Origin of the sequence: Bradyrhizobium sp. Rc3b (assembly GCF_900114915.1) — a bacterium.
In the GTDB taxonomy this organism is placed as follows: Bacteria; Pseudomonadota; Alphaproteobacteria; order Rhizobiales; family Xanthobacteraceae; genus Bradyrhizobium.
The window spans coordinates 141,019-163,185 of record NZ_FOUS01000002.1 but is presented as its reverse complement, the minus strand read 5'-3'; the positions used below and the strand labels follow the sequence as shown (position 1 = coordinate 163,185).

Annotated in this window: 20 protein-coding genes; 1 reads left to right on the top strand and 19 read right to left on the bottom strand. The window is 59.8% G+C overall.

Annotated features, from left to right (window positions below):
- Window positions 1–1,019 precede the first annotated feature (1,019 nt).
- From BM190_RS40235 to BM190_RS04170, 7 genes are all read right to left on the bottom strand, one after another.
- The gene (locus tag BM190_RS40235; RefSeq protein WP_177236904.1) at window positions 1,020–1,172 is read right to left on the bottom strand and encodes a hypothetical protein; all 153 of its coding nucleotides are present in this window, start codon (window positions 1,170–1,172) and stop codon (window positions 1,020–1,022) included.
- A 171-nt stretch (window positions 1,173–1,343) separates the two neighbouring features.
- Window positions 1,344–2,465: a hypothetical protein gene (locus BM190_RS04195; RefSeq protein ID WP_092252208.1), complete on the bottom strand. Its 1,122-nt coding sequence runs from the start codon at window positions 2,463–2,465 to the stop codon at window positions 1,344–1,346.
- Window positions 2,466–2,603: 138 nt separating this feature from the next.
- Window positions 2,604–3,107, bottom strand: a complete 504-nt coding sequence (locus BM190_RS04190) for a ParB/RepB/Spo0J family partition protein (RefSeq protein WP_092252206.1) — start codon at window positions 3,105–3,107, stop codon at window positions 2,604–2,606.
- A gap of 90 nt (window positions 3,108–3,197) precedes the next feature.
- The gene (locus BM190_RS04185; RefSeq protein WP_092252204.1) at window positions 3,198–4,166 is read right to left on the bottom strand and encodes an ArdC family protein; all 969 of its coding nucleotides are present in this window, start codon (window positions 4,164–4,166) and stop codon (window positions 3,198–3,200) included.
- A 458-nt stretch (window positions 4,167–4,624) separates the two neighbouring features.
- A complete protein-coding gene (locus BM190_RS04180; protein ID WP_143109006.1) occupies window positions 4,625–5,158 on the bottom strand; it encodes a cysteine hydrolase family protein in 534 nt (177 codons plus the stop codon).
- 29 nt (window positions 5,159–5,187) lie between these two features.
- Window positions 5,188–5,826 carry an acyl-homoserine-lactone synthase gene (locus tag BM190_RS04175; RefSeq protein WP_177236903.1) on the bottom strand — a complete coding sequence of 213 codons (639 nt, stop codon included), beginning with the start codon at window positions 5,824–5,826 and terminating at the stop codon, window positions 5,188–5,190.
- 195 nt (window positions 5,827–6,021) lie between these two features.
- A complete protein-coding gene (locus tag BM190_RS04170; protein WP_177236902.1) occupies window positions 6,022–6,789 on the bottom strand; it encodes an autoinducer binding domain-containing protein in 768 nt (255 codons plus the stop codon).
- Window positions 6,790–6,918: 129 nt separating this feature from the next.
- Here BM190_RS04170 and BM190_RS04165 point away from each other — a divergent pair, with 129 nt between their 5' ends.
- Window positions 6,919–7,683, top strand: a complete 765-nt coding sequence (locus BM190_RS04165) for an SDR family oxidoreductase (RefSeq protein WP_092252198.1) — start codon at window positions 6,919–6,921, stop codon at window positions 7,681–7,683.
- 310 nt (window positions 7,684–7,993) lie between these two features.
- On the opposite strand, the gene BM190_RS04160 is transcribed toward BM190_RS04165, so the two are convergent.
- The 12 genes from BM190_RS04160 to BM190_RS04110 all read right to left on the bottom strand — a co-directional run bounded on the left by BM190_RS04160 (window position 7,994) and on the right by BM190_RS04110 (window position 21,870).
- A complete protein-coding gene (locus BM190_RS04160; RefSeq protein WP_092252196.1) occupies window positions 7,994–8,926 on the bottom strand; it encodes a pyridoxal-phosphate dependent enzyme in 933 nt (310 codons plus the stop codon).
- A gap of 118 nt (window positions 8,927–9,044) precedes the next feature.
- Window positions 9,045–10,292 (bottom strand): FAD-dependent oxidoreductase, encoded by a 1,248-nt coding sequence (locus tag BM190_RS04155; protein ID WP_092252194.1) that lies wholly within the window; start codon window positions 10,290–10,292, stop codon window positions 9,045–9,047.
- 52 nt (window positions 10,293–10,344) lie between these two features.
- Entirely contained in the window at window positions 10,345–11,058 is a 714-nt protein-coding gene (locus BM190_RS04150) for a glutathione S-transferase family protein (protein ID WP_244550587.1), read from the bottom strand.
- Window positions 11,059–11,103: 45 nt separating this feature from the next.
- Window positions 11,104–12,174 carry a LysR family transcriptional regulator gene (locus BM190_RS04145; protein ID WP_092252192.1) on the bottom strand — a complete coding sequence of 357 codons (1,071 nt, stop codon included), beginning with the start codon at window positions 12,172–12,174 and terminating at the stop codon, window positions 11,104–11,106.
- A gap of 84 nt (window positions 12,175–12,258) precedes the next feature.
- A complete protein-coding gene (locus tag BM190_RS04140) occupies window positions 12,259–12,759 on the bottom strand; it encodes a nuclear transport factor 2 family protein (protein ID WP_092253015.1) in 501 nt (166 codons plus the stop codon).
- 78 nt (window positions 12,760–12,837) lie between these two features.
- A complete protein-coding gene (locus BM190_RS04135; RefSeq protein ID WP_092252190.1) occupies window positions 12,838–14,067 on the bottom strand; it encodes a metal-dependent hydrolase family protein in 1,230 nt (409 codons plus the stop codon).
- Between the two features lie 136 nt (window positions 14,068–14,203).
- Window positions 14,204–15,481 (bottom strand): MFS transporter, encoded by a 1,278-nt coding sequence (locus BM190_RS04130; RefSeq protein WP_092252188.1) that lies wholly within the window; start codon window positions 15,479–15,481, stop codon window positions 14,204–14,206.
- An 86-nt stretch (window positions 15,482–15,567) separates the two neighbouring features.
- Window positions 15,568–17,247 carry an MOSC domain-containing protein gene (locus BM190_RS04125; protein ID WP_092252186.1) on the bottom strand — a complete coding sequence of 560 codons (1,680 nt, stop codon included), beginning with the start codon at window positions 17,245–17,247 and terminating at the stop codon, window positions 15,568–15,570.
- A gap of 718 nt (window positions 17,248–17,965) precedes the next feature.
- Window positions 17,966–18,235 carry an NAD(P)-binding domain-containing protein gene (locus BM190_RS40930; RefSeq protein WP_210189087.1) on the bottom strand — a complete coding sequence of 90 codons (270 nt, stop codon included), beginning with the start codon at window positions 18,233–18,235 and terminating at the stop codon, window positions 17,966–17,968.
- Window positions 18,236–18,241: 6 nt separating this feature from the next.
- Complete coding sequence (locus tag BM190_RS40925; RefSeq protein WP_210189086.1) at window positions 18,242–18,667, bottom strand: NAD(P)-binding domain-containing protein; 426 nt, start codon at window positions 18,665–18,667, stop codon at window positions 18,242–18,244.
- Between the two features lie 232 nt (window positions 18,668–18,899).
- Window positions 18,900–20,627: an AMP-binding protein gene (locus BM190_RS04115; protein WP_092253013.1), complete on the bottom strand. Its 1,728-nt coding sequence runs from the start codon at window positions 20,625–20,627 to the stop codon at window positions 18,900–18,902.
- Between the two features lie 262 nt (window positions 20,628–20,889).
- Entirely contained in the window at window positions 20,890–21,870 is a 981-nt protein-coding gene (locus BM190_RS04110; protein ID WP_244550586.1) for a hypothetical protein, read from the bottom strand.
- Window positions 21,871–22,167 lie beyond the last annotated feature (297 nt).

Here is a 22,167-nt window from a genome sequence, read left to right as displayed (position 1 = left end):
TCGAACCCGCCTTCGGGGCGCAGCGCATGCGGAGCACCTGAGCGATAAGCTTTTTTGCAGCGAAGCGGCCGCGAGGAGCCGGACCTTTTCGTCCGGCGGGGAAAAAAGCTGGCGCGGAGGGTTTTGGCAGGCGGAGCGCTTCCCATAGGTCTCTTCGCCACGCATGAAGGGATCGGCCGCGCTGACAACAGAAGAGGACAAGACCCGCCCGGTCGGGCGGCATAAGATGATCTTGCAGCTACAATGTGGAGGCGTGACAGGTCTTCCTACTGGACCGCATCTCCGTCATCCGAGCTGCGGCAAGAGCGCCGAGACTTATCACGACCACCGGGTCATCCTCTCTGGACGCCGGGATCGGAGCGGGCGAGGTCCGCCGAGGCGAGACAGCCGCAAGGAATATGTGAGCCCTGTTGCTGGCAGCCGCTGAATTGGCCCCGATGCACGCTCTACGCCAATCTCGGCCGCGCCGCCGGCCAGGGCGGCGACGGTGTATTTGCACTGATCTGTAGCATCGGCGGGCTAACGCTCATCGGCGCACCAGAGCTGCTCGCGGCGGCCGTGCCGCTCGTTATTGCTGCGCCTTGACTGCGAAGAGATACGACGCCTCGAAGGCGCAACACGCGTGCCGACGTGCCGCGATGTCAATCTCGCAGGTTCGATGTTACGATCATTTTTGTGCATGCCGATTCCCGGTCTGCACCTTTTAGCTTCGAAGGATTGACGGAGGGCTCATGGCCAAGAAAGCGAAGAAGGCGAAGAAGACCGCGCCGAAGAAGGCGAAGAAGGCCACCGCGAAGAAAAAGAAGTAGCTCTTCGCCTATCCGCTTTCAGTCTCAAGAGGCACCGGGGCTAACGCAGCGTCAAGCTTGCGCAAGACCGATTGGGCGCCTTGACCGAGAGTGGTCTGAGCTAACTATGAGGCCGGATCGTTGAGCGTGGTATCGCATTGAACGGTCCGGCTTTTGATTTGAAGTGCCCGGCTTTCCCCGGCGTTCGTTTGAACGCCAGAGACGGGGCGATCAGTTGAACCCGCTGATTAGCGTCGGCACGATCTTCGAGAGCAGGACAGCGTTGGAAGTCAACGCAGAAGCGCAGACGACGACCTGCGCAATACAGATGTGGCTGAGCCTTACCGCTTGCGGCTCGGGAAACAGCTTGAACGGGTTCATCATTGCCAACTCCATGATGCAGTGCACTGCCGTCAACACGACCGACCTATAGGATGAGTCGTCCCGTTTTCGATTCCGGGAATTTGCTGTTCGCCGGATTGACTCCGATGCGACTCGGACGCCGCAAGATCCGGGCGCGGCGAGCATGTCCGCGTCCGAATCGGCGGCCTAAATTCAGGTAAACAAATCGTTAATACTCTCTGATGCCCGTGCGATTTCGAGGGTCTTGTTCGGATCGTAATGGCCGATCGGGAAGCTCATGTAGCGCGGCACGAACCCGTCGGCGCGCTCCCTTCCCTCGCCGTTCAGGCAGTCGTGGATGATCTTCTTCTGCACCTTGCCGGGCTCCGACACATTGGCATCCGCGACAGCCTTGCCTGCAATCTCGGACAGCAATGCGTTGATCGCGGCCCGATCCTTGAGTAGGTCGAGCAAGACGTCGTCCAGCTTCCACCACCGCTTCACGTCCGGCTTCATCGCCAGCCCTGCGGCCTCAGTGAGGATCGAGCCGGCCGCCAAGGTTTCGGCCATAACCAGGGCAAGGATCCGCAGCACGGTCTCCTCGGGCAGCGCCAGAAGTCTGGCAAACAGGCTGACTGCCGTGAACGCATCGCCATTGCCACGCGTGACCGTGCCGTAATAGCTCTTCTCGATCTGCAAGAGCTCGAGAACGGTGTCCTGCTCGCTATCGAGGGCTAGTTGGGCCGGACTTGCTGCAACGCTTTGGCCGGTCGTTTCCTTGTCCGCTCGCTGCGGGTCAGGTTTGACGCTCCAGAGCGGTGAACTGCCGATCATATGCGCGACCGCGAGGCGCAGGGCGATGCCAGGGTGAACCAATAGCTCCGCCCCGACGATGGCATGCCGATGCAGGGCAAGATAGTTCTCGGCAGCCTTGGTGAGTTCGGATCGTGCGGCTTGCGGTGCCCCGCCGGCCTTGTCTGGCTTGCCCGGGCTGCACCTGCCCGCGTAAACTCGATAGCCTTCGTGAACCTCCACCTCACCATTGTTGCGCACCTCGATGAAGGCTTCGCCCCCCTCCTCCAAAGAAGCCTCGTCGTATTGCCATGACGGAAAGCGCGTCCCCTTGTCGAGCATAGAGACCTTCCAGCCCTTGGCCCCGAGGTCGTCTCTGAGGCTCGCAATGGCGACGTTCTGCAAGGCCCAGAACGCTGCGGCATCGGCAAAATAGCTGGTGTCGCCAAACAGATCGGTGACGATGTCGCCCTTGTAGGCTTCATGCGGAAACAACGCAGCGGTCGTTGCGATCTGCTCCGTCCCGAACAGCCATTGCTTCAACTGGTGCCCTCTGGGCGCTCCATCGGCATCGCCATCCGGACCATTCTCCGCTTCAAATGCCGCTACCCAGTGTTTTTGCTGGCTACGCGTGGCGGTGGCGAGCAGTTGCAGCTCCTCGGGCTCGATATTGCCGTTCCGTTAGGCCTCCTTGATGGCGCCGTTGAGACCTGCCAGCGCAAGGCGCTGTTTGATGTAGCGCTCCGTCTGCCCGAACGTTTGGGCGATGTCCGCGACGGTCTTACCCTGCTTCAGCAGCTTGGCAAACGCTTCATATTCCTGCAGTTCGTCCATGGGGGCGCGTGCCACGTTCTCGATCAGGGACGCTTCCAGAGCGTCGGCATCGCTGCCAGATTCTGTAACCGCGCATGGCAACAGGACGTCTTCGGTCGGCATGCCCCGCTCCTCGGCGACCTTGCTTGCGGCAAAGTACCGGCGTCGTCCGGCGACGATCTCGAAGACATTGTCGCGGGGCCGCACCAGCAAGGGCTGAAGGACACCGCGTGCCCGGACCGAGGGCAGGATGTCGGAAATATCAGGGACTTTGCGGCTATGCCGAACGTTGACGTTTGCGATCCTGAGATTGCTGAGAGCGATGTTACGAAGTTCCATGTCAGGCTTCCGTATTAGCGAGAACGGGCTCATTTGATTGCAGGCGACCTCGTCGATGAACCCGATGTCGAGAGGCCGTTTACGGGAGGTGAGCGAAGGTGGGCAGTCAGGTTCGCCGTGTCGTCACGGGCCGACCTCGGCTTGCGTCGAGGTTGCGGGGGTCGCGTGGCCATCTGCGAAGGCAAGCAGGAAGTCGGCGGCCTTCGAGGCCTTGCTGGCGGCGCGGAAGATCGCGCGGCTATCTTCCCGAAGGACCTTGAGCCACGAGCCGAGATAGTCGGCATGGCGTACGGTGGGCTCGATCGATAGCGCAGCGCAGACGAAGGCTGCGGTCAGTTCGGCGATCAGCTCTTCATTGGCGTAGAGTTTTGAACCGAATGCGCCTGACAGCTCCCGGTTCAGGCGCGAGAGGTGACCAGTCCAATGCCCAAGCTCGTGAAACAGAGTTCGGTAATAGTTGATCTGCTCGAAAAAGGCGGGCTGTGGCGGAACGTGGACGGTGTCTTTCGAGGGTGAATAGAACGCCTGTGCGCCACCGATGCGGATATCGGCGCGTGTTGCGAGAGTGAGCGCTTCGGCCTGCGGCACGATCTCGCGCTCGGGTAAGGGTGGTGGTTCTGCGAGGCAATGACCCGGTAAATTGTCGCACTGATCAACGTTGAAGACCGTGTAGCGCCGCAGGAACGGAACGGCCGCCCCTTCCGTCTCCTGCTGGACTTGAGAGGTGCTGCTTGCCGCCCCGTGTTCGCGCTTGGGAATGAAGCGGTCGGCGTAGCAGACGGTAACGCCGTGCTCGCCTTTGCGCACTGTGCCGCCCAGGCTTGAGGCTTGGCGGAAGGTAAGCCAGCGCGACGAAGCAAAGCTGCACTCGAACAGCCGTCCCCACAGGATCAGGACGTTGATCCCGGAATAGGTTTTGCCCGTGGCAGCATTTCTCGGCAGAGCGAAAGCCTGACTGCCGCCACCAGTGCCCCATGGCCGGGCCCAAGGGAAGATGCCCGCCTTCAGATCCGCAACGATGTGAGCGGTGATTTCTTCATAGAGACTTGCCTTCGGCTTGGCCGCGCGATGGCGTGTCGAATTGTTGGACATGACGATCTCCGCTCGCTCCTCTTCTGCGCCCTGCCCCCGAAAGGCGGGGTGGGCGGCGAAGAGCGACCGGAAAGCCCCGAACGTAGAGGTGGACCGCACCGGAACGGCCGGAGCGTCAGCGGAGGACCGTGCCAAGCACACGAGCGACGAAGACAGCATCAGCGAGGCGCGGTTGCGGACCGCCGGTTCGGGGCTATGCGGGAGCGCAGCCCACCCCGCCTCCCGGGGGCTCATTAAAAGCGCCGGCCGCCTGCGGCCGGCTCAGCATCGCCCTCAAAGGCATCGTCGGCGCGTCAGCGAGAGCGTGGGGCTCCATCAATCACATAGACGACATGTGGGCTCCTGGATCCGTGCACGACGTGTTTGCGCCAGGGATCGAAGCCGCAAGGCCGAGACCGCAAAGCGGGCTCGGTTCACGAGAGCCCGGCCCGCAAGCGGCCGCTTGCGGGAGGCGCCATTTACGAGAGCAATTGCTGAACCGTCCGGCTGACAGCCTGATCGCCGAGAAACACAGCCCATTCAAGGAGAGCTTGCCGGATCGTGGTGGCGAGGATGCCATGATGGGCTAGTCGAGCTAAAGCGATCGACCGATCGGCTTCATCACGTGCGATCGACAAATCCGAGAGCAATCGGATGTCGTACCCGTGCCGCACCCCTTCCAATGCTGCGATCAGCACCTCTTCTTCAAGAAATGATCCGCCCAGAAAGACGACGCTAGCCTCCGATTCCGCAAGGAAAGCTCCAAGCTGCGGATCCCGCCAAACGGACAAGGCATCGATATCGAAGTGCTCGATAGAGGCGGCGATTTGATCGGGAACATTGTCCCGTTCATACTCGCCGACTGCGATGTGGCGGATACCCAAGACCTCACGGCATGCCGGCAGCAATGTGAGGTTTCCGCGTCGACCGAGGGCCGACGCCTGAGCGTCGACTCCACCGCCTCGCGTCATGTTCACGAGAACAACGCAGCTTTGTCGCGGATCAGCCAGCATGTAACGAGACTTTGTCAACCGCCGAAAGTTCAGGCGACCTTGCGCTCCGAACCTAGTGAGATCAGAACCGGTCCGTCTACCCCGGCTTGCTGGTACATGGCCTCGAGCGCCTGTTCTGAATCGTGAAGAAATCCTGCAAGCGCTAGGGTCTGTCCAAGCGGCTGGGGCTCACACAACCGCTCCAGGGGCCAACCCGCTCGCCTCAGGATGCGCTCCATTCGAGCATCAGTGACGGTCACGATGGATTGCGCTCCCCCTTCTCGCATCGCCTCGAGCATCGCGGCAAACAGCACGAAGGTGGCGCGGTTGAAGCCGGTTCGGCCGGCATCGACGCTGCGCTCGGTGTCGACGCAAAATCTTGAGCTTTCGAGAATGCGCTCGTCACGTGGCGCCGCCCTGTTGCCCAGAAGATTGGCAAAGATGTCGGCGAGCATGGTTGGGCCAGTCGTCGGCAGAAGCCTGACGCAGCCAAGAACCTCGTTCTCATCTGAGACGACGAGAAGATAGTTGGGACCCAAGGCATCATAGACGTCGATTTCCAGGTCACCCGATACCGACACACTCCAATCCAATCGGTCTTTGAAGACGCGCCGACGGAGCCGATACATCGACGTTAGAAGGTCGAGATGGCGACCAAACTGAGACGTATGAAGCGCGATAGCGTGCATACCGACCTCCTAGAGCTACCAGGAGGCTTTGACAGCAAAACGCCCGCGTAGGCGCCTGTCAGATTTTGCAGGTGGGACGCGATTAGCAGGACTACGCTAGACCACTTTAGAATAAATGCAATGAGCCCTTCGTCTTGAAGGCCGCACGCACGCGCCTTCCTTATCCTACCCTGCTGGAAATCAGATACGAGGCCGTCAGCTCAACAGACCGCGGCGCAATGCTATAGCAACACACTGAGCGATCGACGCCGCCCCCAGTTTGCGACGTGCATTTTCAAGATGAAAGACGACGGTACGCGGCGCGATCGCGACGAGAACCGCAATATCGGCGACCGTTTTACCTTGCGCTGTCCATGCAAGGCACTGACGCTCGCGCTGGGTCAGCTCGCTTTCGGTGAGCTGCCGCGTGACGAACGGAGCGCCGAGCCGGGCATCGACGTGGGCATGGAAATACAATCCCGCCTGGTGAATGATGTCCCTCCATTCGCCGGCAAGACGGTCGAGATCGACCTCTCGATCGCTCGTCGCCAACGTGAAGGCCGCTGTCTGTCCGAAACCGCCTCTGATCGGCACGGTGATTCCAGAGCGGATGCCAAAGGTTGCGGCCTCGTCAAAGAACTGACGCTGTGCTCGCGACCCCATGGGCGCACGAGCTCTCCCACCCCAGCTAAAGAGGTCGCGCTCGGCCTTGGCACGGAGAACTACGGGATCAAGCTTTTGATATCCAAGATCAAAATAACGGCGGGTCCAGGACTTCGGGTAGGACGAGATGAGCACGGGCGCCTCGCCGGTCAGGCGCAAATAGGCAAATCGCTGAAAGCCGAGCCTTTGCGCGAGCCGCGTGGCAAGACGTTCGAATGCGTTGACATCGCCCGCCGTCTGGATTGCGTCAGCGAATTCCTGGAACACGTCCTCGATCGGATTCATTCTGTTTGCGATCGCCAAGCCATCACCGCCGAGCATATCGAAGCGCCGGATTCGTCGGTTCGATAATTCCTTACAGCACGTTCGGAGCTTTACGACTTTCCATGATATGGGGGGCTGATAAATTGACAACTCAAGAAGTAAAACACTCATGAAGTGAAAGAAACAATGCGCAAACTAGAGAATAAGGTAGCGCTCATCACCGGCGCGTCACGCGGAATCGGTCGCGCGATTGCGGAGGTCTACGGGCGCGAAGGCGCGAAGGTTGTTGTCAACTATGTCTCGAACAAAACTGCAGCGGATGCGACTGCGGATGCAGTAAAGGCGGCTGGAGGCGATGCCGTGGTTTTGCAGGGCGATAGCATGGACCCTGTGGCAGTACGCCGGCTGTTCGAGGAAGGGCAAAAGGCATTCGGAGGTCTGGATATCGTGGTCGCGAATGCTCATCCCGGGATGCCTGGAATCGCTGCAGGGGCGCCAACTCAGCTCTCCGAGGAAGCCATCGACCATCAGTTGAAGGTGCTGAAGGGCTTTATCGTCACGTTTCAAGAAGCTGGCCGTCGTGTGCGCGACAATGGCGTCATCATTAGCCTGTCCTCGGGAACGACCCGACTTGCTGTGCCGGAGCACTGCCTATACTCGTCCACTAAGCTCGCGATCGAACAGCTGACCCGGGCCCTCTCGCGAGAGGTTGCGATTCGCGGCGTGCGTGCCCTGACCCTGGCCCCCGGACTGATACGGACCGACCGGATCGCGGGCCTGGCGGTCGGTCCGACCGGCTCGGCCCCGGCCCCCGCCATTCCGACCCCTTTCACACGACCGGGTGAACCGGAAGAAGTTGCTGACGCGGCTTTGTTCTTGGCGTCCAATGACGCGCGTTGGGTGAACACGACCACCGTTTACGTGAATGGCGGCGCCGTCTACGCCCAATGATTTCAATCCCCTCGGCGCGATCCCGCTTCATCGACGGCGAGGATCGCAAGATCGACGATCGCCATCTGCCTTCAACTGACGGCGCGCTACGCCGCGGCGTTTACTGCGGGTAGCGGAGGATAAGACCACTAGACCTCACCCCAGGTCACAAAAGTATGTCCCCAACGGCGGTCGAAGGCACCTCTGAAGCCGTCGTTGGCGGTTATCGCTTCGTGTCAGTCGCCGTCGGCGGGCAAATGTTTGAGGATTGACCTGGGTTGACCACCTTGATGCTGGCCTCTCAAGATCATCCGGACAGAGGCCGAGCGCCTCAAGCCGAATGGTGCGTCGCCCATTCGCACAAGGCGCCCGCGCTGACGGCATTCCCGCCGCATGCGATCACCACGATGTTGTTGCACTTATCGAGCGGAAAGTTGCCATGTTGGACGGCTGCCAGCGCGGCGCCGCAGGCAGGCTCAACCAGAACACGAAGCTCATTTGCAAATGTAAGGCACGATGTGAAGGCGTCTTGATCGGTGACCACAGCAGAGTGGATAGGATGCCTCGTGGTCCAGCGGAAGGCTTCGTCGGACACTTTAAGGGCGCCTAACGATGTTGCTTTCGAGGTAATGCCCCCCAGGGCGACCGGGCGGCCGGCAGCAACGGCCGCAGCAAAGGACTCTGCGCCTTTGGTTTCCGCCGCTATGACGGGCACGTCGCTCCAGCCATGCTTGTGCATCCCCTGTAACACTCCGCATAAGAGCCCGCCACCGCCGACGGACAAAACGACCGCGTCGGGTCGCTCGATCTGAAACGCGAGTTCATCAACAAGGGTGCTGTGCCCTTGCCAAAGCACGGGATCATTGAATGGCGATACGTAGACCGCGCCTTCAGCCGCGCAGTGGTCACGTGCTGCTTTATCGGCCTCATCCCAGACCTTGCCCGCTACGTGGACCGTTGCGCCATAGCTCGCGAGCAATTGATGCACGCTCGGCTTCGTGGTCTCGGGGACGAAGATTGTCGCTCGCGCTTTGAGGGCCGCAGTGCAATAGGCGAGCGCCAGTCCTGCGTTACCCCCCGATGAGCAGATGAAATGATCAGCGCCGGCGGCAACATGCTGCGCCACGACATGGCCGATGCCTCGGATCTTGAATGACCCCGCGGGCTGATGGCAGTCCATCTTAAACATAATGCGGCGACCTAGCCGCTGATTGATCGTTGGCGACTCAACAACAGGCGTTACATGATGGAAAATCGAATGCATCGTGGGATATCTTTCTGAGATCGCTCGAACCCGTCGCCGCGTTGTTGCAGAACCGCCTGCTTTTCCCCAAATTGGGAATGAGGGAGACATCGTTGCATCAACATCGCAGTCGGGTGATCTAGGAGTTGGAGCCGGCGCCCGACGGTTTTGATTTGCGTTCTTGGCCTGATTCTATTCTGCGCCATAACAGCTCCTTGATGCCTGCAGGGGCGTCGCGCGAGATAAATACGTCCTGGTCGGCATGGTTTTCCGAGATCTCCGGGGCCATTCGGTCAAACATGCTCGTTTCATATGCGCGGATAGCCTGCGCAGCGTCGGGGTACTTTCCCGATGTGAGATTGTCGGCCAGCTCGGCCGCATCCAGCATCGCGAGATTGACACCCCGTCCTGTAAAAAACGGCATCACGTGAGCAGCATCCCCCAGCAACGTGACGTTCGCTCGATCGAGCCAAGCGGCTTGCCTTGGGGGATGTGTGTATAGTGAGCGGGGAATAAACATATCCGGTATCGTCAGCACCTCACGTAGATGTGGCGCCCATCCTTCAAAAATTTGCAACAGGCCTTGCCGGGTCGCATCGAGTTGATTGAAAGCAAACCCACAGCGCTGCGTCCAATCCTCAGGAACGCGCAGAAGCACGTACACCCGAACGCTGCCATTGCCGTTCCGCTGAGCGAGCAACCCCTTGTCGTCCCCCGTCGCCAGAAAAATGCCGGCACCAACAAGCTCAGCCACACGAGGGTGGTGCGCCTCTACTGACGGAATCCATGTTTCCGCAATCGTAATTCCGCAATAATACGGTTTCGTCGTAGAAACAAACGGCCGAACCTTCGACCAGGCGCCATCACATCCAAACACCAGATCTGCATCTACGTGCCGCCCGTCCGCAAACATCAATCGCAGATTTCCCTGCGCAGACCGCTCGACGCTCTCTAACGGCCACCCCCATTGTATCGTCTCGGCATCCAGTGAGTCGATCAGCAGGCTGCGCAGCACGGCCCGATCGATTTCCGGACGTGTTTCCGCCTCATCTTTCGGCTGCAGATCCACGACCATCTTGCCATGCTTGTCCACGACTTTGATGGCTTGCCCTTCCGGTCGACATGCCGCGACGAACTCCTCGTGCAGACCAGCTCTACGCAAGGCGAGTTGGCCCGAGTCTTCATGCAGATCAAGTGAACCGCCCTGATTACGCGCCGTGCTCGACGGCTCCATTTCGAAGACCCGTACGTCGGCACCTTTCTGTTGTAGGAGCCGCGCTAGCGTCAGGCCGCATGGTCCTGCGCCGATAATGGCAATCTTCTTGTCATTCAGGAGCGATGAGGACCCGCCCACGAGATGAACATTGCTGGCAGATTTTTTGGTCATATTTTCTCTCAGTCTTGCTTCATCCGGCCATTTGCACGATCAACCGTGCCGTTTAGGCGCCCACCTGGTACACAGCGCTCGGTCGCTTTTCGAACCGCTCGTACCAGGCGGTCAGCCGCGGGTAGCCTTCGGTAAGAGCGGTGTTCATCCGAACTCTGAACGCCTGGGTGAAGGAGAAGAGAGTGATATCCGCGATGGTCGGTCGTTCCCCCGCCAGGAAGGGCTTATCGCCGAGATGTGCTTCGAGAAGGCTAAGCTGCTGAGCGACGATCCCCTGCACGGCCTCAGCCACGGCCGGAACCTGATCAACGTTCTTTGCGAACATGGGGTTGGAGTGCTTAAGCATCACACCTGAAACGATCGCGAGATCGCTGGCGATCCTTTCGAGTGCTCGGACCCTTCCTCGCATCTCTGGCGTGCCGCCGATCATTGTCGGAGCCGGACACTTGTCCTCTAGATATTCAACAATGGCCGACGATTCAGCGAGGAATGTTCCATCATCTAACTCCAAAACCGGTATAAGGCCCGCTGGATTCTTCGCACGGAACGCCGCGCTCTTGTGCTCGCCTGATGCCAGGTCAACCTCAACGAGTTCGAGGTCAAGACCCTTCTCCGCAAGATAGATGGTCACCCGACGGCAATTCGACCCCACTCTGTTTCCGTGCAACCTCATGCTCTGCCCCGCCTCCGCTCCGTGTTGGCTCCAGGTCGACGCAAGCGATACTGCGTCTCCGAAGTTCTGATTTGCGCCGAGCGTACCAGCCATGGATATCGGCGGAAGTAGTAAATGACCGAACTCGACGTTAGAGATTCACGAAGCGAACGGACCAATAGGCAACCTATTTTCGAGATGGGAATGATCGCTCTTCCGACGGCCGCTTCTGTTGCATTCCCGCCCCGACGCGATTGCCGATGGGTCCTTCTTTCCGCCATTCGCGTTAGCGGGCTCGGCTGGTTCGCTCGCCAAAGGCAGCGTTCTGCCCGAATAGGAGTCCGCCTCAACACCTCCGGGCCCATGGGCCGCGAGGCAGAGATCCAGGAATTCTTCCACGATCGAGCTCGACCGTTTGTTGGTGCGCTGGACGATGCTCAAGGTCTGTTGGAACGAGACGCCATTCAGGGGGACGATGTCCAACTCGCCGCGCCGGACCTCCGCCGCCACTGCCGACGCCGCGACGCAGCTGAGGCCCAGCCCGCGCATCACGGCGGCCTTCAAGAGTTCATTGCTACCAACGGTCATAAGGACACAGGGCTCAACCGGCCAATCAGCGACAGCTGTCTCGAAAGACCGACGCGTGCTCGATCCATGCTCACGCAGGATCCACTTCGCTTCGCCGAGAGCCGCGGGGTCGGTGCTTCTCGCGAGCGGATGGTCCGGCGCCGCGATGATCACCAGCGAATCTCTTCGCCAAACACGAACATCGAGCGAGGAATCGGTGACACGCCCTTCGACAATCGCCGCGTCCACCGCATGCTCCGCCACCAGGTTGACGACGTCGTCCGTGTTGCGAACTTGCACCGTGATCTCGGTTTGGGGGTGCCTCAGCGCGAAATCATCGAGCAGTGGCGGCAAGATATAGTTCCCGACCGTCGTTGAAGCGCCGATACAAAGCACCGATCGGCTGCGGTGTCGCAACGTCAGCGCATGCGCCTCACGCACAAGCTTTTTCGCGTCAGGCAGCAGTGCGCGGCCGTCGGCCGACAGCCGCATCTTGCGTGATGATCGATCGAACATTTCCTTACCGAGCGCGGCCTCGACATCTCGAATAGCATCGCTCAGGGTCGCCGCGGAGAGGCCGAGTATCCGGCCGGCGGCCGCCAGATTCTCGTGGTCGCCCACCGTCGCGAAGATATTCAGCTGGCGAAACGTGAGATGTCTCATTTCGACGATCGATTCCGTGGCAGTTCGATTATTCCATGAAAGGGAGCTGACCCACTGATTTGAGCTTGGCAGGCATGACAGCCACTACCGGCCGGCGGCGCGCGCGGATGTGACCTCAACGGCAATCTGATAGAGCATGGGGTTGCCGCGGATCCATGGGCTGTAGAAACGCTGGCGATGGATCTTCCAGCCGTCTGGATAGCGGCGCGAGTCAAATTGATAACGGCCGCCCAGCGACACGCTACGATCACCGCGGTCGTTGTTTAGAAAATGCTCAGCATAGAGATAGGAGTTGGTTACGGCTTTGTCGCCATCGATCGTGTGCACCATATTCGTGACATGATGTTGAGCAGTGTCAAAGCCCTCGATCACCGCGCGCTGCAAGGCCAGAAAGTTGTCTATCCCGGTAATCACTTGGCGGGCCTCAGGCGGGGCCGCGCCATGCTCGCGGAAGTCGAAGGCGACATCATCCACGAACGACGTCCGGTAAGCAGGCCAGTCGCGCGCATCCAGCGCATGCATCGTTTTGAAGATCAATTCGTCTAGCGCGCGCTTGTCCAGCAGGTCCTTCAAGGGATCGGTCATCGTCGTCCTTTCGCTGATCATTTTGGATTTGCGCCGCTGTCCGGCCCTCGGAAGCGCGGCGGCCACCTGACGCCGAAATCAGAGCGAGCAACGCACGAACTGCCCGCTCTTCATGATCATCGGGATGTTGCGCGCCGCGTCCTCGAAAAGTCCGAGATCCGCAAAGGGATCGCCTTCCAAAACAAGGATGTCGGCAAGAGCGTCTGGGCGAATGCACCCGAGCTCGCCACTCTTTTGGAGAATTTCCGCACCGATAGAGGTGGCCGAGCGCAACACGTCGATCGCCGGCGAAACTTCGCCCCGCAATTTCAGTTCACCTCCTTGCATGACGTGAAACTCCTCGCCGAACAGATCGGTGCCGATTCCGAGCTTTACGCCGGCCCGAGTCAGATTTTCGATGGAGCGTGCCATAAGCGTGATGATGCCCTTGACTTTCTCGACGCCAGCGGGGGGTAGCCCCACCCGCGCACCGTGCCGCTCGAGGAGCGCGGCGGGCGACAGCGTGGGAACGACGTAGGTGCCGTGCTCGGCAAGGAGGGCCGCCGTCTCCGGACTTATGTCTGTTCCGTGCTCCACAGTACGCACGCCGAGGGCGGCGCAGCGGCGCGCCGCATCGTCGGTATGTGCGTGCGCCATCACGTAGACGCGGCGTGTACCGGCTTCCTGGACCGCTGCCAGGATCTCGTCGTCGGTGAACTGGGGCATCCACATCGGGTCGGTCGGCGAGGTGACGCCCCCAGACAGCATCAGCTTGATCTGCGTGGCGCCTTTACGCAGCTCTTCGCGGACAGCGAGCCGCACGGCGTCGGCCCCATCCACGACCAGTCCGGTACAGCCGGCGTAGCCGGCGCAACCGCATTGCGGGACATAATCAGCTGGACGGTTGTCCGAATGACCTCCGGTCTGCGACAACGCCTTCCCAGAGAAGAAGAAGCGAGGCCCCTCGATAACCCCCCGTTCGATCGCCAGATGCAGACCGACGTCGCCACCCCCCGCATCGCGCACGCTGGTGAACCCTCGGTGCAACGCGCCCTTCAACCATCTGACCGCATGGGACGTTAGCAAGGACGCCGGCAGATGATCCGCAACAGGCAAATTGTACGTCGGTGAACAAGCGTGGACGTGGCAGTCGATCAGTCCGGGAATCAGATAGCGGTTGCGACAATCGATGACACGGGCGTCGCTGAGGCGCACAGCGCCCGATGTCACATCCCGAATCCGATCGCCTTCAATGACCACTGCGCCATTCTCAATGATATTTTCGGAGACCCCGTCAAAAATGCGCGCGTTGCTTAGCACTGTAATCACAGCCCATCTCCCCTGCTGACGCGCGCTTGCGAGTCGTATGCCGGCGAGCGCTTACCCGGTCTTAGAGTCGCCTCAAGCGAGGCCAAGCACAAACGCGGCGTGACGTAGCTCAGTAATCTGATCATGGCAGCCTGCTTCAGGTGCTTGAGGTGAAGGCTTGGGGTTCGACATCGCTGGGGCACGAGGCGCCCTGAACGGGTTCGAACTTCGTAGGATAGGGACCCAGCGACAAGAGACAGAGACCGGATGCGACCAGGGCGCCTGCGCAGGCTAAGAGGCCCGTCGTATAGCTGCCGGATAGATCATAAGATCGACCAAGCAGCGCTGGCCCTCCACCGGCTCCGATCGCGAAGATGCCGAATAAGATGCCGTAGATAGATCCGTAGCGGCGCAGGCCGATGTACCTGGCGACCAGATAGGCCAGAATGTCATACTCCACGCCGGCGGCGAGGCCGATCAATACAATGGCGGCGCCTGCACTGGTGTCCGTCACCACGGACGCTGACAGCAGCACGCAGCCCGAGGCGGCGCTGAGCAACATGATCATAGCCAAGGCTGGGACCCAGAAGCGATCCATCAACCAACCGCCAGCAAGACGGCCCACAACGATGGAGAGGCCAATGAGCGCCGCCACATTTACGATCACGCGCGCATCGAGCTGCTTGGTGTTGAGGATCGCTTCGATGTTTGGCACGGGTGCGCCGATCCCAAAACCCATGCCAATAAAGGCGACGATCAGCACCCAGAAAGCCCAACTTCGCAAGGCATCCCTGACGCTGAGCCCCGTATCACCCATCACGACAACGCCTTTCGGTCCTGTCCAGCTTCTTGGGAACCCCCACCACACGAGCGGCGCCGCAAACAAAACCGGCAGAGCACCGATGGCAACCAGGGCAACGCGCCAACCGAAGGCGGCGATCAGCCATGCCGCAAAAGGTTTCACCAGCAAAGCGAAGACACCTGATCCTGCCAACACCAAGCCAAGCGCGAGCCCACGACGCCGGCTAAAAGCGCCGCTGATCACGCGCGTGAAAGATATGGCACTTGCCCCGAGACCGGTGACGCACATAGCGACCCAAGCGGCATAATAGACCGTCATGGAGCCGTCGGAGGCGGCAAGCCCCATATAACTGACTCCCATGCCAACCAGCGAGACCATCGTGATCAGGCGGGGCCCTCTCCGATCGATGAATGCTCCGATAAAGGTGCCGAAGACAAGAATCATGACCGTGGCAAGCAGCAGCCCACCCAGAATGGCAGCTTGACTCCAGCCGAAGACGCGCTGGAACGTCGGCGCGAAAGCGCCAATGCTGAAGAATGGAAGCGTCGGGAATCCAACAGCCGATCCGACAAACGCAGCAAGCAGCAGGCGCCAATTTGCTTTGAGCTCGGAATAGTCCCGCGTCGAAGTCATCCCATTTCCTCCCCTTAGTCTCGTCGATCGCAATTGCAGTTTTTCAAGACTCCCCCGGTCGGATGGAGAGAGGAGTTGCCGGCTGCTCAAACATCCAGCTCGATCACGTTCGTCGCCGGCCGGGCGCAGCAGATAAGCACCTTGCCGCTCTCCAAGGGCACCGATGGCTGCGGGTCGTACTGGACAGCACCGGCCATGATCGCGCACTCGCAACTCTGGCAAAGACCGGAGCGGCAGGCATAAGCAGGGCTCAGGCCCGCGGCCTCCGCCAGGTCCAGCAAGGTCTGGCCATCGTCCGCGTGCCACTCGGCGGTTACCCCGGAGCGGATGAAACGCACCGCCGCCTTCTCGATCAGGGCCGCCTGCCCTTCGTTCGCCGCTCTTTTGACGACGAATGCCTCGGAACGAATGTCGGCGGGTTTCACACCGATCGCCAGCAGTGAATCCCGCACCAGATCCTGGAAGCTCTCTGGGCCACAGACGTAGGCCTCCGTCTCCTGTCCGGGAAACGGCAGCTCCCGGCCAAACAGGTTGAGCGGATAAGGCGCCCCGAAAATCTCACGCAGATCCTCCGCCGCCGGGCGACCCGCGCGGTCGTAGTCAACACCAACGCGATCCGCGGGATCAGGCCGCGTGTAATAGATGATCCGGCGAACATCCGGGAGCTGCGCCAGCAGCGCGGAGATCTCCTGCTTGAACGGGTGAGCCCGCCCATTCACGGCCACCTGCATCCACACCAGGGGCGGCGCGCCCTGCCCCCGCTCGATGTAGCCCTTCAGCATCATTATCATCGGTGTGACACCGATACCTGCACTGAACAGCGCGATACGGCGGTGACCGCTGCGATTGAGGACGAACTGACCTGCGGGTGGACGACACCAGATGGCGTCTCCCACCTGCAACTGCTTGTCCATGCGGCGAGATCCGGCGCCACCTTCTATGACCTTGATGCTAATGCGGTAAAGGCGCCGTTGCAGGTCGACGTCACTGATGCTCCAGGTGCGCACCAGGTCCGGCTCGCCCTCGCGCTGGGTCTTGACGCTCAAAAATTGGCCTGGCGCCGGGGGAGCCAGGGGCTGATCGTCATCAGGCTGCAAGTGGAACGAACGGATCCCCTCGACCTCGTCGTTAGCGTTCGCCAAGATGAACCGGCGCCACCCTCGCCAGCGGCCGACACGCATGCGCTCGCGATCCTCGATCAGCGCAATTCGGCGGCGGACTGCTCCCGCCGCCTTTTTGCCGAGGGCCGGGATCGCCAAAGTGGCGCTCAGCTGCTCCACGCTTTCGATGGAGGTCGACAGCAGCAGCCGCGACAGGTCGGCGACGGTGATGTTTTCAGGCTGTGGAGAGGAAACCTCGATTGCGTCACCGAGCGAGACCAGGCCCGGCTTGAGCACCGCCAGATGGAAACCAACGCGCCCCGTCTCCATCATACGCAAAAGGATGGAGTCCGGTTGACCGATGCGCCAAGCCACCTTGAAACAAGGAATCCGCGGCGACGTGACCTCAAACTCGGCAGTACCGATCTTGACCAGGTCCCCGATGCGCAGCATTTCTTCGTCTACGCCATCAACCGTCAGATTCTCTCCCCACCAGGCCCAGTTCCATGCATCGCGAGCCACGCCGAGTTCCCGCGTCCAGAAATCGTAATGCGCGGCAGGAAACGCCAGCATGTGCTCGGTGTGTACAGCGGTCGAATTGTCGACCGGTCCTTCGGGACCGATTTGCAGTGGCCCCTCGATGGGGTCGCGGACGATCGACGTCATCAGCTGCCGGCCGCGAATCTCGGTCGGGACGGGATGAGCGCTGCTGAGGGCGATGATCCTTGGCGTGCGAGGCGCCTCCGAAGATTTGCCACTAAGGCGTGTTTGGGGCACGACGACTCTTCATCTCTGCTAGCTTGGAAATTGTTCGCGATCTCCGAATATTCTGCGTAATCATTCACTCCTACAACTCGCTTTTGGAGCACGCTCGAGAGCGCTCCGAAGGGAGGTCTAGACAGCAGGAAATTCAGCAAAACAAACGATCCACGGCGCCTTCCGCTTCGACAATCGAGGTGTCTGCTCGCATTTTGGATTAGGCGAGAGTTAACGGATGCGATTAGAACGCTACAGCGTATCGCGCCCAGGCCGAAAGCGGCTCAGCTGCACAAGTATCCTACGATCACCAACGCCCCGATCGAAAAGGAAACACTCATCCAGCTCTGCTCGTCGGGCAGCGCAAGACGCTCATCAGCGAACCCGTGATCTGCTCGGTATCGTGCGCGGATTGCCGAGGGTACGGCTGCCAAGAGCGAAATACGACATCGCCCACATCGTTGAGCGACCATCGCATGTTGAGCGCGAGGAGCGACAATCGGCTCGGCGGGCCTTCGGGTTTGCCGCCACTGACCCAATCGGCCTCTCTTGATTGCAGGCAAAAGATGCCGAGTAACAACACTTCGCTCAGAGAGCGACGTCACACTTCATCAACGATCGATTGGGTTCACCGCACCACGCTCAGCGCAAAATTTGCAAATCCTTTGGAACGAATGAGATAGGGCGCGAGGAGGATCAGTGCTTCGGTACCACGCGCGCTATTGATCCTTCCAAGATCCTCGATGGAGCGATCCGACCAGCCGAGGTCGCGCAGTAATTCCCGCGTGACCGCCTTCGCACCGTCATCGTTTCCGGACACAAAGACGGTCGCTGGCGATCTCAGCAGATCGGGATTCGCCATCACGGGCGACAACACGGTATTAAGCGTCTTGACCACGAAGGTCTAAGGTAATGCTGCCTGAAGGACTTCCGCCAAGCTCGAGTTGGGGTAAAGCAAGGCACTCGGAATTCCATCCGGACCACGTACCGTTGCGTTAGCAACATCGATCAGCACCTTTCCCTTCAACTCTGCGCGAAGAACTGAAAGGCACTCGACGCTACTCGCTCCGGGCGTAGCGTTGATAACAACCGAGGCGTCGCGCGATGCCTCGGCCAGGCTGGCGAACATCGCGTTAGGTCCCGTCCATTTGCCGCGCGCCGTTTCTGGGTTTCGCACGCCGAGTTTCAAAGAATGCCCGGCCGCAGCCAAACCGGTGGCAAGCGTCGCTCCTACTCGACCAGATCCGAAAATTGCAATATTCCGCATTTTAAAACGTGCCTTTGTTGATTGACCGAAACAGAATTTGTGAATTCTCGCTTCGAGGAGCACCACACTCTCACGCTGTTTTAAAACCAATCACACCAATCGGACGTGACTTCGAATGATGTGTGTCTATGGCGCGCTCGGATGGGGACGCGATCCCAGCACTACCGACAGGCACAAAGAACCGCGCTTGCATCGGCTTCTGGTTCAGCGCCAAGCAAGCATCTTTTGGAACACGGTTCAGTGCGCAGCGCACACTCGCCGAGTGTTCGCCTCCGCGACCGCTCTCCAAGTTCGCTTATCGGCTATCTTTCCCCTTTTGTATTCGCAACTCGGGAAACTCCTCTTCTCGGAACTCCTGGCCACGCAACGGGCTGATGCCATTGGCGTCCTGTTCAAGCTTGCGCAGCTGGACGCGGCGGATCTTGCCAGAGATTGTTTTGGGAAGTTCGGAGACGATTTCGAGGCGCCGAATACGCTTGAATGGCGCAAGCCGCGCATTCAGGTGCTGGAAGATTGATAGTACAGTATCGCGTGAACATTCGGCACTTGAAACGAGCAGTACGAAAGCCTTGGGCACCGCGAGGCGTACAGGATCCGGGCTGGGGACCACCGCCGCTTCCGCGACGAACTCGTGCTCAAGCAGAACGCTCTCCAGTTCGAACGGGCTGATGCGATAGTCCGAGGACTTAAACACATCGTCAGACCGTCCTATGAAAGTGAGATAGCCGTCCTCATCTGCAACGGCGACGTCGCCGCTGCGGTAAAGCACGCCATTGACGCCGGAAAGTCCGTCGTCCTCGGTTTGGTAGCCCTGCATGAGCCCAGCCGGCCTGCCCGCGTTGAGCTGAAACGTGATCTCGCCCTCGGTTGCGGGAAGACCATCAGCATCGCTAATCTGCACTTGATAACCGGGCAGCGGGCGCCCCATAGATCCGATCTTGATCTTCTGACCAGGAGAATTGCCAGCCAGCGCCGTGGTCTCCGTTTGGCCGTATCCATCGCGGATGGTGAGCCCCCACGCGGCACGCACCCGATCGATCACTTCCGGATTGAGTGGCTCGCCTGCGCCACAGACCTCACGCAAGCTCACCTTGAAGGAGCCAAGGTCCTCCTGAATGAAGTGACGCCAGACCGTCGGCGGTGCGCATAGCGTGGTCACGCCGAAACGGCCGATGGCCTCGAGCAATGCTTTTGCTTCGAAGCGGGCTTGATTGAAGACGAATACGGTAGCCCCCGCATTCCAGGGCGCGAAGAAGCAACTCCAGGCATGCTTGGCCCAGCCCGGCGAAGAGATATTGAGGTGAATGTCGCCGGGTCTGAGGCCAAGCCAGTACATGGTCGAAAGATGGCCGACTGGATAGCTGCGCTGGCTATGGCGCACGAGCTTGGGTTTGGCCGTGGTGCCCGAGGTGAAGTAGAGCAGCATCGGATCGTTTGGCAGCGACGGACCGTCCGGGACGAAATTCTCCGATGCCAGCGCAGACTCTTCGTAGGCGAGCCAGCCGGGCTGCGATGTCGCTCCAACGGCGATACGGACGAGGTTGTTTGTCGCCAGGCCCCCGAATTTTTTCAGTTGGTCCTGCCCTGCGGCCACCGCTGTAGCTCTCCCGCGCTCCAATCGATCCCTCAGTTCCTCAGGCGTCAGTAACGTCGTTGCAGGAATCACGACCACACCAAGCTTGATGGCCGCCAGCATGGTCTCCCATAGCGGCACAACATTGCCGAGCAGCAGCAGCAGATGGTCGCCGCGCCGCAGCCCTTGCGCGCGCAGGAAATTCGCGACCTGATTGGAGCGGCGCGACAACTCCGCAAAGGTGAGCTTGTTCTCCGTGTTCCGGCCGGCATCGACGATCCACAGAGCTGGGCGGTTTCTGCTCTCTTCTCTCGTGGCAAGATCGGCATCGAACCACTCCAGTGCCCAATTGAAAGGGACAGGATCAGGCCAATGGAATCCCTTCACCGCCGTATCGTAATCGGTGCGATGCTTCAGCAAAAAGGCGCGCGCGTCCTGGAACGTTGTCATCATACTTTTCCTGCAAAACCTGCGCCTTTGGTGCGTTCGACCTTCATCAGAAGCAGGTCCCGATTGCGAATTCCCGTGGGGGTCGACCGAAATGGGCCGCCTAGCACAAGCTAGGCGGCCCAAGTCAGGGAGGAGCAGAACTGACCGGCCTGCTAGCGGAGGCGTCTTCGATCTATGGAGTGCGTGGCCACGCCGCCGAGCCGTTGACTCGATGCCGTGAGCGGCTCCGGACATCTTCGGATTGTCGTACCAAGCTAGGTGTTTAGAACTTCACCGTAATGCCGGAGTATAGAGATGATCCTCTGCAATTGAGCGACAGGCACGCTAGATTGGAAGTGTCATCAAGCCCCAGAAGATTGCGCCAATACTTGTAAGCGACCCACACGTCGACGAAATGAGAATACTTGGGACCCCACAGGACTTTGCTGGCGTCCAACGTCAAGCGGACCGGCTCACCATTGTACTCCGTTAAGGTGGGAGCAATCAGGGCCGCCGGAAGGACGCCTGGCTTCGCGCCCGTGCCCATTGGGCCAATGATGGTGAAATTGCCACTGACAGAGAGCGGGATCGACTCCGGCAAGAAACCCAACGGCATGTAATAGCTCATGAAAACAGACCATGTCGGGTCGAAGTCCAGCCATCCGTTGGGAGCTCCCGGAAATGCCGGTGCGAATGATATCGCCGCATAGCTCCCGGCGTACTGCCAAGCCTTGTACATTTGCGGCGTAATATTGAAATATCCCTTGTAAGGCAAAGCGAAGTCGAATTGGAGGCCTGCGGTAGTCGAGTTTCGGTTGATTGCGGAGAATGTATTCTTGAACTGCACGCCGCCTCCGACCGCGAGCGAAACGTTTTGTAGCGGCCCGACAGAGAACGCCTTGGTGTCAAATACTTGATTGAAACCGAGCGTGCTCCTGAGGAACCCGTGGAATTCCAGCGAGCCGGCACAGCCTTGATTTGGTAGCCTACAAGATGAAGCTACGTCCCCCTGTTGGTTTTTGGCCAAAAGGCCGTTGAAAGAATTCGTACCGTATGCCCAAGCGTCAAAGTGCGTAAACGCGGCTACGTTTTTCCCTCCCGGAGCCAACGGAGTGTTAGCGTCAAACAAATATGCGTAAGTCAGTCGGTTGTCATTCACGGTAAAGAAGGGAGTGTCGACAGCCGGCACAGCCTTCACCGGCTTATCAGGCCAATCCGCCGCGTTGACAAAGCCTATTGGGCCAAGCATCGTCGCGGACAACATCGCCAGTGCGATCCTCCAATGACAGCAAGACACGTGATATCCCCCATGTAACGTTGTTTGAGTAAAGCGTTTTGGTTACGCCAGCGGCGACGTCGCTCGGCGAGAGGATTCTTACCGAAACTGTCCTCTCTCAGTGGTTCGGTCTTAGTCTTCAGCAATACGATCAGCCGCTTCCAACGCTACGATCTGTCCGGTCGCGACTAGCGCGCACCAAAGCTTCCCCACCGCTTTCACGAGGTAGTCGAGCGCTCTGAGAACCGCTGCTTTGATTGAACTGCGCGGAGGCGACTTGATCCA